This is a genomic window from Sphingomonas sp. HMP6 (assembly GCF_013374095.1).
GTDB lineage: Bacteria > Pseudomonadota > Alphaproteobacteria > Sphingomonadales > Sphingomonadaceae > Sphingomonas.
In genome coordinates this window covers 1,025,334-1,038,864 of the sequence record NZ_AP022672.1, presented here as the reverse complement: position 1 = coordinate 1,038,864, position 13,531 = coordinate 1,025,334, and the positions used below count along the sequence as shown (strand labels likewise).

At 64.8% G+C, this 13,531-nt stretch carries 13 protein-coding genes; 4 read left to right on the top strand and 9 right to left on the bottom strand.

Annotated elements, in window-relative coordinates; translation table 11 throughout:
* Window positions 1–40 precede the first annotated feature (40 nt).
* Both mazG and HMP06_RS05240 read left to right on the top strand, forming a co-directional pair.
* Window positions 41–793, top strand: a complete 753-nt coding sequence (gene mazG, locus HMP06_RS05245; protein ID WP_176496154.1) for a nucleoside triphosphate pyrophosphohydrolase — start codon at window positions 41–43, stop codon at window positions 791–793.
* Window positions 790–1,125 (top strand): low molecular weight protein tyrosine phosphatase family protein, encoded by a 336-nt coding sequence (locus HMP06_RS05240; RefSeq protein ID WP_176496153.1) that lies wholly within the window; start codon window positions 790–792, stop codon window positions 1,123–1,125. Before mazG ends, HMP06_RS05240 begins: the two co-directional genes overlap by 4 nt.
* On the opposite strand, the gene hflX is transcribed toward HMP06_RS05240, so the two are convergent.
* The 7 genes from hflX to dusB form a co-directional block, all read right to left on the bottom strand.
* Entirely contained in the window at window positions 1,122–2,414 is a 1,293-nt protein-coding gene (hflX, locus tag HMP06_RS05235; RefSeq protein ID WP_176496152.1) for a GTPase HflX, read from the bottom strand. The genes HMP06_RS05240 and hflX overlap by 4 nt on opposite strands.
* Window positions 2,411–2,902, bottom strand: a complete 492-nt coding sequence (gene hfq / locus HMP06_RS05230) for an RNA chaperone Hfq (protein ID WP_176496151.1) — start codon at window positions 2,900–2,902, stop codon at window positions 2,411–2,413. Before hfq ends, hflX begins: the two co-directional genes overlap by 4 nt.
* 266 nt (window positions 2,903–3,168) lie before the next feature.
* Window positions 3,169–4,542, bottom strand: coding sequence for a nitrogen assimilation response regulator NtrX (ntrX, locus tag HMP06_RS05225; protein WP_176496150.1), 1,374 nt, complete (start codon window positions 4,540–4,542; stop codon window positions 3,169–3,171).
* Window positions 4,543–4,546: 4 nt separating this feature from the next.
* Window positions 4,547–6,790: a sensor histidine kinase NtrY-like gene (locus HMP06_RS05220; protein ID WP_176498369.1), complete on the bottom strand. Its 2,244-nt coding sequence runs from the start codon at window positions 6,788–6,790 to the stop codon at window positions 4,547–4,549.
* A 95-nt stretch (window positions 6,791–6,885) separates the two neighbouring features.
* Window positions 6,886–8,316 carry a nitrogen regulation protein NR(I) gene (ntrC, locus tag HMP06_RS05215; RefSeq protein WP_176496149.1) on the bottom strand — a complete coding sequence of 477 codons (1,431 nt, stop codon included), beginning with the start codon at window positions 8,314–8,316 and terminating at the stop codon, window positions 6,886–6,888.
* Window positions 8,313–9,425 carry a two-component system sensor histidine kinase NtrB gene (locus tag HMP06_RS05210; protein ID WP_176498368.1) on the bottom strand — a complete coding sequence of 371 codons (1,113 nt, stop codon included), beginning with the start codon at window positions 9,423–9,425 and terminating at the stop codon, window positions 8,313–8,315. The genes ntrC and HMP06_RS05210 overlap by 4 nt, the downstream gene beginning before the upstream one ends.
* The gene (gene dusB, locus HMP06_RS05205; RefSeq protein ID WP_443026509.1) at window positions 9,401–10,333 is read right to left on the bottom strand and encodes a tRNA dihydrouridine synthase DusB; all 933 of its coding nucleotides are present in this window, start codon (window positions 10,331–10,333) and stop codon (window positions 9,401–9,403) included. The genes HMP06_RS05210 and dusB overlap by 25 nt, the downstream gene beginning before the upstream one ends.
* Before the next feature lie 168 nt (window positions 10,334–10,501).
* On the opposite strand from dusB, the gene HMP06_RS05200 reads away from it, so the two are divergent.
* Both HMP06_RS05200 and HMP06_RS05195 read left to right on the top strand, forming a co-directional pair.
* Window positions 10,502–11,650 carry a bifunctional 2-C-methyl-D-erythritol 4-phosphate cytidylyltransferase/2-C-methyl-D-erythritol 2,4-cyclodiphosphate synthase gene (locus HMP06_RS05200; protein WP_176496147.1) on the top strand — a complete coding sequence of 383 codons (1,149 nt, stop codon included), beginning with the start codon at window positions 10,502–10,504 and terminating at the stop codon, window positions 11,648–11,650.
* Complete coding sequence (locus tag HMP06_RS05195; RefSeq protein WP_176498367.1) at window positions 11,650–12,183, top strand: CinA family protein; 534 nt, start codon at window positions 11,650–11,652, stop codon at window positions 12,181–12,183. Before HMP06_RS05200 ends, HMP06_RS05195 begins: the two co-directional genes overlap by 1 nt.
* Here HMP06_RS05195 and HMP06_RS05190 read toward each other — a convergent pair.
* Window positions 12,111–12,602, bottom strand: coding sequence for a type II toxin-antitoxin system RatA family toxin (locus HMP06_RS05190; RefSeq protein WP_176496146.1), 492 nt, complete (start codon window positions 12,600–12,602; stop codon window positions 12,111–12,113). The genes HMP06_RS05195 and HMP06_RS05190 overlap by 73 nt on opposite strands.
* Window positions 12,589–13,509, bottom strand: coding sequence for a lipoyl synthase (lipA, locus tag HMP06_RS05185; RefSeq protein WP_176496145.1), 921 nt, complete (start codon window positions 13,507–13,509; stop codon window positions 12,589–12,591). The genes HMP06_RS05190 and lipA overlap by 14 nt, the downstream gene beginning before the upstream one ends.
* Window positions 13,510–13,531 lie beyond the last annotated feature (22 nt).

The following is a 13,531-nucleotide window of genomic DNA, read 5'->3' as shown; positions in this document are numbered from 1 at the left end:
TCGGACTTGTGGCGATGCCCATTCCGGCGGCCATCTCACGATGATCGACCGTCTGGTTGCAATAATGGCGCGGCTCCGCGATCCAACCACGGGTTGCAAATGGGATGTCGCACAGGACTTCGCGAGCATCGCGCCGTATACGATCGAGGAAGCCTATGAAGTCGCCGACGCGATCGCGCGCGCCGACATGGCCGATCTCAAGGAGGAACTCGGCGACCTTTTGCTCCAGGTCGTGTTCCATGCGCGCATGGCCGAGGAAGCCGATCACTTTGCCCTGCCCGACGTGGTCGCGGCGATCAGCGACAAGATGGAACGGCGTCACCCGCATATCTTTGGTGACGCTACGAATGGCGGCCACCAGCTCTGGGAACACATCAAGGCCGAAGAGCGCGCCGCCAAGGGCAAAGCGGATGCACCAACGGGCGCGCTCGATGGCGTTGCGCTCGGGCTCCCCGCCCTGCTGCGCGCCGAAAAGCTGCAGAAACGGGCGGCCCGCGTCGGCTTCGATTGGCCGGATGCGACGGGCGCGCGCGCGAAGATCGATGAGGAACTGGCCGAAGTCGAAGCCGCCGCAACTACCGCGGAGATCGAAGAAGAGATTGGAGATCTGCTGTTCTCGGTGGTCAATTGGGCGCGCAAGCTGGGTGTCGATCCGGAGGCGGCGTTGCGCGGCGCGAATGCGAAATTCGAGCGGCGGTTTCAGGCGATGGAGGCGGCCGATTCACATTTCGCCGCGCGCACCTTGGACGAGAAGGAAGCGCTGTGGCGGAGCGTGAAGACCACTAAACCGTGAAGCGGTTTCTCTTCGTCTGCAGTCAAAACCGCTTGCGGAGCCCGACCGCGGAGCAGATTTTCGCCGGACATCCCGGCATCGAAGTCGATTCTGCCGGCACCAATCATGACGCGGAAAATCCACTGACGGGCGAGTTGGTCGCGTGGGCCGATGCGATCTTCGTGATGGAGCGGGCACACCGCACCAAGGTCCAACGCCACTTTCGCAGGCATCTGCGAGGTCAGCCCATCGTCTGTCTTGATATACCGGACGATTATGCGTTCATGGAAGACAATTTGATCCAGCTTTTGCAAGTCAGGATGGCCACACACCTCCCGCACGCCACCCTCTAATCTCCGCGCTGACTAAACCGCGCATATTCGCGTTCGTCCATTCGGACGTCGTACACCGCGCTATCGCCGTCGACCGTCTGCCCCAGCACTTCGCCATGCGAATGCAGCCACGCCGCCCCCGCGCCATCGCCAGCGTCGAGCGTGATCGTATAGCGTCGATGCGTCGCGGTCAGTAGCGCCGCGACGGTGTCGAGGAGTTCGGGAACCCCTTCCCCGCTCAGCGCCGACAGCGCGACGACGTCCTCGCGCCGCGCCGCTTCACCGAGCAGTTCCGCGCGCTCGTCCTCATCGAGCAAGTCGAGCTTGTTCCACGCCTCGATCCGCGGAACCGAGAGATCGACGCCAATGTCGCGCAGCACCGATTCGACGTCGTCGCGCTGGGCGATCGTGTCGGGATGCGCGATGTCGCGGACGTGGATCAGCAGATCGGCCGAGACCACCTCCTCGAGCGTCGCCTTGAACGCCGCAACCAATTGCGTCGGCAATTCGGACACGAAGCCGACCGTGTCGGACAGGATCGCCTTGTCGATGCCTGGGAGCGCAATCTGACGGAGCGTCGGGTCCAGCGTGGCGAAGAGCAGATCCTCCGCCATGACGTCAGCCCCAGTCATCCGGTTGAAAAGCGTGGACTTTCCGGCGTTGGTGTAGCCGACCAACGCAATCACCGGCCACGGCGCGCGCTGGCGCCGGTCGCGGTGCAGGCCGCGCGTGCGGGCGACTTGTTCGAGCTCCTTCTTCAACCGCGCCATACGGTCGCGGATCAAGCGCCGGTCGGCCTCGATCTGCGTTTCGCCCGGGCCGCCAAGGAAGCCGAAGCCGCCGCGCTGGCGTTCTAAGTGGGTCCAGCTGCGCACCAGCCGCCCCGCCTGATAATCGAGATGCGCAAGCTCGACCTGCAGCCGCCCCTCGGCCGTCGCGGCGCGCTCCCCGAAAATTTCGAGGATCAGGCCGGTCCGGTCGATCACCTTGGCCGACAGCGCCTTCTCCAGATTGCGCTGCTGCACCGGGGTCAGGCTGGCGTCGAACACGACCAGTTCGGCCTCGACCATGCGCACCGTCGCGGCGAGCGCCTCGAGCTGGCCCTTGCCGATCAGCGTCGAGGGCTGAAGCGCGCGGACCTTGATCGCGACGCGCTCCACGACTTCGACATGGATCGCCATCGCGAGCCCTGCCGTCTCGGCCAGCCGTCCCTCCGCATCGCGTGTCGATGCGCCGGTATCGGGATAGACGACGACGGCCTTTGCACCGCGCGCTACGTCGTCATGGTCACGTTCAAATCCAGTGGTCAATCGTCGTCCGAACCTGCTGTTTCATCAGCCAAATTGAGGGGGTGCGCGGGCTGGATCGTCGAGACCGCATGTTTGTAGACGAGTTGCGCCATGCCGTCGCGTTGGAGCAGCATGCAGAACAGATCGAATGCCGCGATCTGCCCCTGCAGCATTACGCCGTTGACGAGGAACATCGTCACATTGTCCTCCGACTTGCGCACCGCGTTGAGGAAAATTTCCTGGAGCAGCGGCGCCTTCTTCTGCGCCTCGCCCACGGCATTGATGATCGCGTCGATATCGACCGTGTTCGACGGCATGATCGTCGAAATCGCGTGCTTGTAAATCAGTTGTGACTGGCCGTCGCGGCGCAGCAGGACCGAGAAATTGTCGAACCAGGTGACGATGCCCTGGAGCTTCACGCCCTTGACCAGGAACATCGTGATCGGGGTTTTCGAACGGCGCAGCGCGTTCAGGAACAGGTCTTGCAGCGAGGTTTGCTTGTCGGCCATCGGTCGATCCTATGTTTTTGGCAGGTGGTTCCTGCGGTGCGCCGGTTCCGGCGTCGAGTTCGCGCGGTGTGCGCTGACCCTAATCTAGGGACGCAGGCGGGGTTCGTCCACTGTGCGAGGTGTTTGGCGGTACCCAAAGTCCCATAAGTGTCCCTCGAAAGGGGTGTTTGAGCTGTGGCGGCCGGGGCCTGAGGTCACAGTAAAGTCACACCAACGGTTCGCTACTCGGAAACCCACATCAAAAGGTGCTAGCGCATCGCAGCCCCCTACTCCTCCCGAACCTCGGTAATGCCCAGCAACTTCAACTTACGGTGCAGTGCCGAGCGCTCCATTCCGATGAAGTTCGCGGTGCGCGAGATATTTCCCGAAAAGCGACGGATCTGAACCCGAAGGTATTCGCGCTCGAAGGTTTCGCGTGCTTCGCGCAGCGGCGCGCCCATGATTGCGGTCGCGCCGCCGCCAATCTCGCCCGGATCGCCGAGGATCTCGGCCGGCAGCATGTCGAGGTCGATCTGGCCGACTCGATCCCCCGGTGCCATGATGATCACCCGTTCGACCACGTTGCGGAGCTGCCGCACATTGCCGGGCCATTCGTAATTCTGCAGCGCGACCATTGCCTCGGGCGTTACGGCGGGGGTCGGCACGCGGCGTTCGTTGGCGTAATGCGCCATGAAGTGATCGACCAAAGCGGGAATGTCCTCGCGCCGTTCGGACAGACCAGGGATGGCGACGGGGACGACGTTGAGACGATAATAGAGATCTTCGCGGAAACGACCCTCGCTGATTTCGTGGCTTAGGTCACGCGCGGTTGCGGATACGACGCGGACATCGACCTTGACCACGCGCTGCCCGCCGACGCGGCTGAAACTCTGCTCGGTCAGCACGCGCAGGATCCGGCCTTGCGTCGCGATCGGCATGTCGGCGATTTCGTCGAGAAACAATGTGCCGCCATGTGCTTGTTCGAGCAGGCCGGAGCGGACGAGTTGCCCCCCCTCCTCCACCCCGAACAATTCCTCTTCGACGCGTTCGGGGGTCATGCGCGCGGCGTTGACGACGATGAAGGGGGCCTCGGCACGCTGGCTCCAGCCGTGCAGGAGGCGCGCGGCGACTTCCTTGCCGACGCCGGCCGAGCCCATGATCAACACGCGGCTGCCGGTCGAGGCGACGCGCTTCAACGTGGCGCGCACGCCGTTGATCGCGCCCGAATTGCCGGTGAGATCGGTATCGCGGCCGACGACGGCGCGTAAGGAGGCCACTTCGCGGCGGAGGCGTTCGGTCTCGGTGGCGCGCGCGACCATCAGCAGCAAGCGCTCGGCCTCGAACGGCTTTTCGATGAAGTCGGCAGCACCGCGGCGGATCGCGGCGACGGCAGTGTCGAGATTGCCATGGCCCGAGATCATCAGCACCGGGATCGACGGGTCGCGCAGCTTGATTTCGTCGAGCAGTTCGAGCCCGTCGAGCCGCGACCCCTGCAACCACACGTCGAGCAGCACCAGAGAGGGGCGCCGGACCGAAATCGCTTCGAGCGCCGAATCGCTGTCGGCAGCGGTGCGGGCGCCATAGCCCTCATCTTCGAGGACACCGGCGACCAGATCGCGGATATCGCGTTCGTCATCGACGACGAGGATGTCGAGGGGCATGGGATCAGGTCCGGTTCTGCTGGAGTTCAGGGGTGCGCGCATCGGCAATGCCCCCATTGCCGTCGCTCTGGTCATCGCCGCTGCTGTCTAAATTGGCGAGCATCGCGGTATCAAAACTGGTGGTCACGATCGTGCCGCCGCCGGGCCGATCATCAAAGGCGATCGTGCCGAAATGCTCCTCGACGATCTTCTTGACGATCGCCAGGCCCAGCCCCGTCCCGCGCGCGCGCGTGGTTACATAAGGCTCGACGATGCGGTCGCGCGCTGCGGGAAGGCCGATGCCGGTGTCGGCGAGCGTGATGGTGATGCGACCGTCGGCTTCGCTCAGCGTCATCGCGATGCTCGCCTCGCTTGCGTCGAGATTGGCCTCGACCGCCTCGACCGCATTCTTGACGATGTTGGTCAGCGCCTGGCCGATCTGGCGGCGATCGCACACCAGCGTCGGGCCGGGATCGTCATGCGCCAGCGTGAAGGCGATGCCGGGATGCGCGACTTCGTGCAGGAACAGCGTCTGGCGCGCGATCTCGACCAGCGATTCAGCCCGGAACACGGGTTTCGGCATCCGCGCGAAAGAGGAGAATTCGTCGACCATGCGACGCAGATCACCGACCTGTCGGACGATCGTGTCGGTTAGGCGGGCGAAGGTCGTGTCCTCGGGATCGATCTGCTTGCCGTAGCGGCGTTGCAGGCGTTCGGCGGCGAGCTGAATCGGGGTGAGCGGGTTCTTGATTTCATGTGCAATACGGCGCGCGACATCGGACCAGGCGGCGCGGCGCTGATCGAGCAATTGGCCGGTGATGTCGTCGAAGGTCAGGATCGGCCCTTCCGCCGCGCGCGTGACCTTCACCGCGAGGGTGCGCGCTTCATTGCCCGCGCCGATCTCCACGATCGCCTCGCGCTCACCACTGTCGAGCAAGGTGGCGAGTTCGGGGGAAACAAAGGCGAGCGGTTTGCCCACCGGCAGATCCGTTGCGCCATCGAGCAATGCGACGGCGGAGCTGTTGATCAATCGGATCGTCCCATCGGCCGCAACCGAGATGATGCCGGCGGAAACGCCCGACATCACCGCCTCGATCAGCGCGCGCCGACTTTCAAGCGCGCTGGTTTGCGCCTGCAACCGCTCGGTCATCTGGTTGAACGCAAACCCCAGCGTTCCGATCTCATCCTTAACCTCCGGCGCGGGCACCCGCGCGGTCAGATCCCCGCCGGCGACACGCTGCGCCGCGCCGACCAGCTCGCCTACCGGGCGGACAAGGCGATCAGCGGCTTCCAGTGCAATCCACACCGCGATCGCGACGATCAGCAACGAGATCGCCAGCAAGGCGGCATTGAATTTCAACTGGAGCGATTGCGAGCGCACGAGCAGATCCCGGTAGCTCGACAGCAAGGCCACGCTGCGCCGCGATTGCGCCTCCATCACCCGCACGTCCGATATCGCCACGGTGAGATAAAAAACGTTGGTGGTCCCCGGCAGCATCGTCAGGGTCTTGATGCGATCGCCCTTCACGGTCGTGATGCTCGGCACCTCGCGCTCGACGCGCGCAATATCTGCGGGCGAGACTTCCTGCGCGAGATCGAGTCGGTCGGGATTGAGGCTCGCGATTTCCTGAAACTTTCCGCCTGGAGAATAGACGAAGATGAACCCGTCCGAGAGGCTGCGGAAAAAGATCTCGCGGTTGAAATAGGCGATGAATTGCGGCGATTTGGTCCGCTCGATGAAATCAGGGCCGACGAAATCCTGCGAGATCGCGCTGGCCGAGGTGACCGTCGCATCCTGCCAGCGGTGCAGCATCTGTTCGTACGACGTCGTCGCGATGCCGGTAGCATTTTCGATCATGCTTCGCGCCTGGTCGGAATACCAGAATTGTACGCCATATTGGAACAGCAGCGAGGCGAAGACGACAACGAATAGCGTCGGCACGGCGGCAATCACCGAGAACAGCGCGACGAGGCGGACATGGAGGCGTGCGCGTCCACCGATCGGCGAACGTGCCGCGCGCCGCATGGCGATCCGGCGCCCGATCAGCACCAGCAACGCAATGCCCGGCAGCAGGTTCGCGACGAGCAAGAGCGCGACCACCGGCGGAGCCAGAATTTTTTGCGGGCCGGTGCCGTCTGCGATGACGAAGTAACTCGCGATCGCGATCGCGGCGGCGATCAGCAGCACCCCGATTTCCGCAAAGGATGCGAGATTGGGGCGGCGCGGTCCGTCGCGCTGGTCCAAATTCGTAGCCGACGGAATATTCATCGTGACATTCCTACAACGCAACCGTTGCAGAGAAAACACACAATTGCGTCATCCGTCTTGGCAATGCGCCGTTCGACCGTTGCTGGGCCGCACATTCATGGATCTATCCCCAAATTATCGAGCCGTTTGCGCAGCGTATTGCGATTAATCCCGAGCGCCCGCGCCGCGCGGAGCTGGTTCTGGCCGTGGCGGGCGAGCAGCGCTTCGATCAGCGGGCGTTCTACCTCGGCGATGATCCGGTCGTAGAGCGTGCCGTCATCGAGTGCGGCGGGTTCCTCGATTGCCAGACGCTCGATCCGCGCGCGGATCGCGGCGTCGATTCCCGTGTCGCCAAGCGCAGGTGCCGGCGGCATGACGCCACCCGGCCCCCCGCCCAACATCGCGCGCACTTCTCCCGCATCGATTCGCTCGTCACGCGCGAGCACGGCGACCCGCCGCATCATGTTCTCAAGCTCGCGGACGTTTCCGGGCCAATCGTACGCCTCGAGCACGGCGATCGCATCCGGATCGAGTTGCTTGCGCGGCAAGCCATCCTCGGCGGCGCGATCGAGAAAATGGCGCGCGAGCAAGGCGATGTCCTGCCGCCGTGCGCGCAGGGCCGGTAGCGTGACCGGCACCACGTTGAGGCGGTAGAAAAGGTCTTCGCGGAATTGCCCATTCGTGACGAGCGTGGACAGCTCGCGGTTGGTCGCGGCGACGATCCGCACGTCGGCGCGAATCGTGCGCGCACCGCCGACGGTGGTGAACTCGCCGGATTGCAGCACGCGCAGCAGTCTTGTCTGCGCCTCCATCGGCATGTCGCCGATTTCGTCCAGGAACAGCGTGCCGCCGGCCGCTTGTTCGAAGCGGCCGGCCGAGCGCGCCTGCGCGCCGGTAAAAGCGCCGCGTTCGTGCCCAAACAGCTCGGCCTCGATCAATTCGCGCGGGATTGCCGCCATGTTGAGCGCGATGAAGGGGGAGCGGCGGCGCGGCCCAAGATCGTGGATCGCACGGGCGACCAATTCCTTGCCGGTGCCCGATTCGCCCGACACGAGGACGGTCAAATCGTTCGACACGACGCGCGCGATGATGCGGTACACGTCCTGCATCGCAGGGCTTCGCCCGATCAGCGGAAGCGCGGTGTCGTCCGCATCGATCGGCTCCATCACCCCGCCCGATCCGCGTGCGAGCGCGCTTTGCACGGTGCGCGACAGGGCATCCAGATCGAACGGTTTGGGCAGATAGTCGAACGCACCGACCTCGGTCGAACGGACCGCCGTCGTCAGCGTGTTTTGTGCGGAGAGGACGATGACCGGCAGCCCGGGATGCTGCCGCACGACCCGATCGACCAAGTCGAGGCCGTTGCCGTCGGGTAGCACGACATCGCTGATCAGCACGTCGGGCGGATTGGCGGCGAGTTGCACTTCAGCCTCGGCGATCGTCGCGGCGGTTGTGATGCGGTGACCATCCCGCTTCAGCGCCTGGCCCACGACGGTGCGAATCGCGGCATCATCATCGACGACCAGGATTCTCCCGGTGCGGTTCATGCCGTGCCGCCCGTCTCGCGGCCGCGCGGCAGCATGATTCGAAAGACGGTCATTGGCGGGGTTCCTTCGCGCGCGAACTGGATGATGCCGCCCATGTCGCGCACCAGTTTGTCGACGAGGGCGAGACCGAGCCCCTGCCCCTCGGGCTTGCCCGAGATGAACGGGTCAAAGAGGTGATCGGCAATGTCGGCGGGCGGACCGGGGCCATTGTCGATGACGCAAATCTCGATCGGCAGCGGGGTGCGCGGCTTGCCCGGCGCAGGCGCGATCGCCATGCCGTGGCGGTATGCCGTCGCCAGCGTGATGCGCGCGTCGGCCTGATCGCGCACCGCCTCGCTCGCATTCTTGAGCAGGTTGAGCACGACTTGCAGCGTGGCGTCGCGATCGAGCTGGACCGGCGGGAGCGAGGGATCAAAGCGCTCCTCGATCGCGACATGCCGTCCGAACCCGGCAAGCGCGACGCGGCGGGCATGGTCGAGCAAGGGGTAGATATTCTCCGGCGCCAGCTTCAACGGCCGCGTATCGGTAAAGTCCTGCATCCGGTCGATCAAGGCGGCGATGCGGTCCACTTCGGTGGTGATCAGCGTGGTCAGCTCCTCCGCCCCCTTCCCCTTCGACAGCAATTGCGCGGCACCGCGGATGCCCGAGAGCGGATTCTTGATCTCATGCGCGAGCATCGCCGCCGCGCCGATCGCCGCGCGGGCGGCGGCGGCGCGATCGGCGCTATGTCCCATCCGGCGCGAGGTGGCGGCATGATGCAGCGTGATCGTGCGCCAGCCGGGATGATCTGCGATCAGCGTCTCGATATAATCGACGCGGATCTTGCCGCCGCGCCGCAGCGCGATTTCGGTATCGAAAGCGGACAGGCCGTGATTGTCGCGCGGATTTTGTTCCTCGGGCGGTTGCATCACCGATCCCAGCGGTTGCCCGAGCATCGCGCGTTCAGACAGGTTGAGCAGCGCCTCGCACTCGGCATTGGCGTGCGCGATCCGGGTTTCAGGATCGATGACGAGCACCGCGACCGGGAGTGCGGCGAACAGATCGCCGAAATCAGGCGCGCCGACTCGGTCCACTCGCGCCCTGCTCACGCGGCGGCGCGGCTGCACCAGGGGGCGTAGAATTCGGCGAGCATCGCCTGCACGACCTTGTGATCGGGGATCTGATTGACCTTGTTGCGGAACTCCGCCGAACCGTGAAGGCCGCGCGTGTACCAGCCGATATGCTTGCGTGCCATATTGACGCCGGTTTCGATCCCATAGTGACTGAGCATCGCATCGTAATGTTCAGCGATTACGCCATATTGTTCCTCGATCGACGGGTCGGCGACGCGGCGGCCGTGGGCGAACCATTCCATCACCTGCCCGAGCAGCCACGGGCGGCCGTAGGATCCGCGCCCGATCATCACGCCGTCGGCGCCCGATTGCTCCAGCGCGGCCTCGGCATCCTCGATCGAGCAAATGTCGCCATTGGCGATCACCGGAATCGATACCGCATCCTTGACGGTGCGGATGAAGGCCCAGTCGGCATTGCCCTTGTACATCTGGTTGCGCGTGCGGCCGTGAACGGTGACGAGCTTTACACCGAGGTCTTGTGCAATCTGTGCAAGTTGTGGCGCGTTGAGGCTCGCGTGATCCCAGCCCATCCGCATCTTCAGCGTGACCGGCACGCTGACCGCATCGACCACGCCCTTGATGATCGCGCCCGCCATGTCGAGATCGCGCATCAGCGCCGACCCGGCATCGCCATTGGTGACCTTGCGCACCGGGCAGCCCATGTTGATGTCGATGATCGCCGCGCCACGATCCTCCGAGAGCTTCGCCGCTTCGCCCATTTCAAAGGGCGTGCAGCCAACGAGCTGCATCGAGACGGGGTCCTCGATCGGATGCCACGCCGCCTTTTGCAGCGACTGACGCGTCTCGCGGATCGCGGCCTGGCTGGCGACCATTTCGGTGACGTTGAGGCCCGAGCCGTAGCGGCGCACCAGCGTGCGGAACGGCATGTCGGTGACGCCCGTCATCGGCGCGAGGATCACCGGAGCGGCGATCGTCACCGGGCCGATCTTGAGAGGAGCGAGGGTCTGGGAGGTCACGGAGTTCGGTCTGCCTTAAAAACAGGCAGCCTATAGGCGAACTGGTCGGTTGCAGCAAGGCTGGCGGGCGCGTGCCGCTTGGGCTAGGCGCGCGGTATGACTAGGGGAAAGACCGCCGCGATCATCGTTGCCGCTGGGACCGGCGTGCGCTCGGGTAGCGCGGTGCCGAAGCAATATGCGCTGCTTGGCGGCAAGGCGGTGCTCGCACACAGTTTCGCGGCGCTCAGCGGGCATCCGGGGATCGACCATGTCGTGGTCGTCATCGGTGCCGGGCAGGTAGCGGCGTTGCAGGACGCGGTTGGCGCGGTCGAGTATGCCATTGGCGGCGCCACGCGGCGGATGTCAGTGCTGGCGGGGCTTGAGTCGCTCGGGGGGGACTTCGATCGCGTCCTGATCCATGATGCGGCCCGCCCATTTCTGAGCGCGGCGGTGATCGATCGGCTGATCGCAGCGCTGGATGATCATGACGGAGCAGTCCCCGCCGTTCCCGTCGCGGATACCCTAGCGCGCGGCGACGTCGCCTTGGGTGAGACGGTAGCCCGCGACGGTCTCCACCGTATTCAGACGCCCCAAGCCTTCCGCTATGCCGCCGCGCTTCAGGCGCACCGCAATTGGACCGGCGACGAGCCGACCGACGACGCGCAGATGGTGCGCGCCGGGGGCGGCGCAGTCGCTCTGGTTGAAGGTGATTCGATGCTCGAAAAAATTACCCACCCGGCCGATTTCGCCGCCGCCGAAGCGCGCCTCGCCGCTACGATGCGGTCGCGCACCGCGATCGGATTCGACGTCCACCGCCTAGAAGTGGGCGAGGAATTGTGGCTCGGCGGCGTGCTGATCCCGCATGACAAGGGCTTGTCGGGGCATAGCGACGCCGACGTCGCGCTCCACGCGATTACCGATGCGTTGCTCGGCACGATTGCGGCCGGCGATATCGGCACGCACTTTCCACCGAGTGATCCGCAGTGGCGCGGGGCCGATTCGGCGCAGTTTCTACGGCACGCCGCGTCGCTGATCACGGCACGCGGCGGGGTGATCGACTTCATCGACCTGACGCTAATTTGCGAGGCACCCAAAATCGGCCCGCATCGCAGCGCCATGCGCGATCGGATCGCGGCGCTCTTGCAGCTTTCTGCCGATCAGGTCAGCATCAAGGCAACGACGACCGAACGGCTCGGCTTTGCCGGGCGTGGCGAGGGTATCGCCGCACAAGCCGCCGCGACGGTGCGGGTTCCGGAGACGCGATGATGGATACGATCCTGCCCGCAGAACTGGTCGAGGCCGCACGCAAGGTGGTTGCGAGCAATCTTGCCGTCGGACGCCGCGTCACGCTGGCGGAAAGCTGCACTGGCGGGCTGGTCGCGGCGGCGATCACCGAAATTCCGGGGTCCTCCGAAATGTTCGAATGCGGGTTCGTAACCTATTCGAACGACGCCAAATTCGAGATGCTGAAGGTGAGCGGCGACGTGCTGGAAACGTTCGGCGCGGTGTCGGTCGCGACTGCGTGGAGCATGGCGCAAGGCGCGCTGGAAGCGAGCGGCGCAGACGTCGCCGTTGCGATTACCGGGGTGGCCGGGCCAGGCGGCGGGAGCGAGCGGAAGCCGGTCGGGACGGTCGTCTTCGCGCGCGCGGAACGCGGTGCGGACCCGGGCAATGTCGTCGCCGATCGCAAGGATTTCGGCGACCTCGGACGCGGCGGGGTGCGGCTTCAGGCCGCGCTGTGCGCGCTCGAACTGCTGATGGCGCCCGAACCCGAACCCGAGGCAGACGAGGCCCCGTAAAGCACGGCGGCGCGATCTTCGAACGCGCCGATCATCTTGCGCAAGGCGGTGCCGAACACTTGCCCTGCCAGCATTTCGAACACGCGGTTCTTGAACGCGAAATCGACGGTGAAGTCGACCGCGCAGCCGCCGGCCTCAGGCCGGAAGATCCAGTCGTTGCGCAGATATTTGAGCGGGCCGTCGAGGTATTCGACATGGATGCGGTTGGGCCGCTCCTTGTCGACCTTTGACGTGAAGGTTTCGCGCAAGCCCTTGAAACCAACGATCATGTCCGCGACCACCTGAGCATCAGTGCTCGACCGCACCCGGATCGCCGAGACCCAAGGCAGAAATTCAGGGTAACGCGCCACGTCTGCGACCAGATCGAACATCTGTTCCGGCGTGTACGGCAGTCGCCGCGTTTCGTTATGCCTTGGCAAGTTTCGCCTCGCGCGCCGCCCGCATTTTGGCGAAATCGTCGCCCGCGTGATAGCTCGACCGTGTCAGCGGCGACGCTGCGACGAGCAAAAAGCCCTTCGCGCGCGCGATGGCGGCATAAGCGTCGAACGTGGCCGGTGGAACGAAATCGATCACCTTGGCGTGGCGCGGGGTCGGTTGCAGATATTGCCCCATCGTCAGGAAATCGATCTCGGCGCTGCGCATGTCGTCCATCACCTGATGCACTTCCAGCCGTTCCTCGCCCAAGCCCAGCATGACGCCCGATTTGGTGAAGATCCGCGGATCGTGCCGCTTCACGCTTTCGAGCAAGCGCAATGATGCATAATAGCGCGCGCCCGGCCGGATCGTCGGATAGAGCCGCGGCACGGTTTCGAGGTTGTGATTATAGACATCGGGCCCCGCCTCGACGATCGATTCGATCGCGGCCTGTGCCTTGTTGCGGAAATCGGGCGTGAGGATTTCGATCGTCGTGTTCGGCGTGGTGCGGCGCAGCGCCTCGATCACCTTCACGAATTGCGACGCCCCACCATCGGGCAGATCATCGCGGTCGACCGAGGTGATGACGATATGTTCGAGGCCGAGCTCGGCGGCGGCGTCGGCGGTGTGCTGCGGCTCCAGCGCATCGACCGCGCGCGGCATCCCGGTCTTGACGTTGCAGAAGGCGCAGGCGCGCGTGCACGTGTCACCCAGGATCATCACGGTGGCGTGTTTCTTGGTCCAGCACTCGCCGATATTCGGGCAAGCCGCCTCTTCACACACGGTGTTGAGGTTGAGGCGGCGCATCATCGCCTTGGTCTCGGCAAAGGCGGTGCCGCCGGGGGCCTTGACCCGGATCCAGTCTGGCTTGCGCTCTCGTGGGAGCCGGGCGAGCGGGGACATCTCGTTCATGATGCGCAGATAGCGACTGATG

Bases quoted from the DNA above. Each gene is read 5' to 3' on its own strand.
- lipA (WP_176496145.1), bottom strand. From the start codon at position 13,509: ATGAACGAGATGTCCCCGCTCGCCCGGCTCCCACGAGAGCGCAAGCCA.
- HMP06_RS05200 (WP_176496147.1), top strand. From the start codon at position 10,502: ATGACTAGGGGAAAGACCGCCGCGATCATCGTTGCCGCTGGGACCGGC.
- ntrX (WP_176496150.1), bottom strand. From the start codon at position 4,542: ATGCCCCTCGACATCCTCGTCGTCGATGACGAACGCGATATCCGCGAT.
- HMP06_RS05195 (WP_176498367.1), top strand. From the start codon at position 11,650: ATGGATACGATCCTGCCCGCAGAACTGGTCGAGGCCGCACGCAAGGTG.
- mazG (WP_176496154.1), top strand. From the start codon at position 41: ATGATCGACCGTCTGGTTGCAATAATGGCGCGGCTCCGCGATCCAACC.
- HMP06_RS05220 (WP_176498369.1), bottom strand. From the start codon at position 6,790: ATGAATATTCCGTCGGCTACGAATTTGGACCAGCGCGACGGACCGCGC.
- ntrC (WP_176496149.1), bottom strand. From the start codon at position 8,316: ATGAACCGCACCGGGAGAATCCTGGTCGTCGATGATGATGCCGCGATT.
- hfq (WP_176496151.1), bottom strand. From the start codon at position 2,902: ATGGCCGACAAGCAAACCTCGCTGCAAGACCTGTTCCTGAACGCGCTG.
- dusB (WP_443026509.1), bottom strand. From the start codon at position 10,333: ATGACGGGCGTCACCGACATGCCGTTCCGCACGCTGGTGCGCCGCTAC.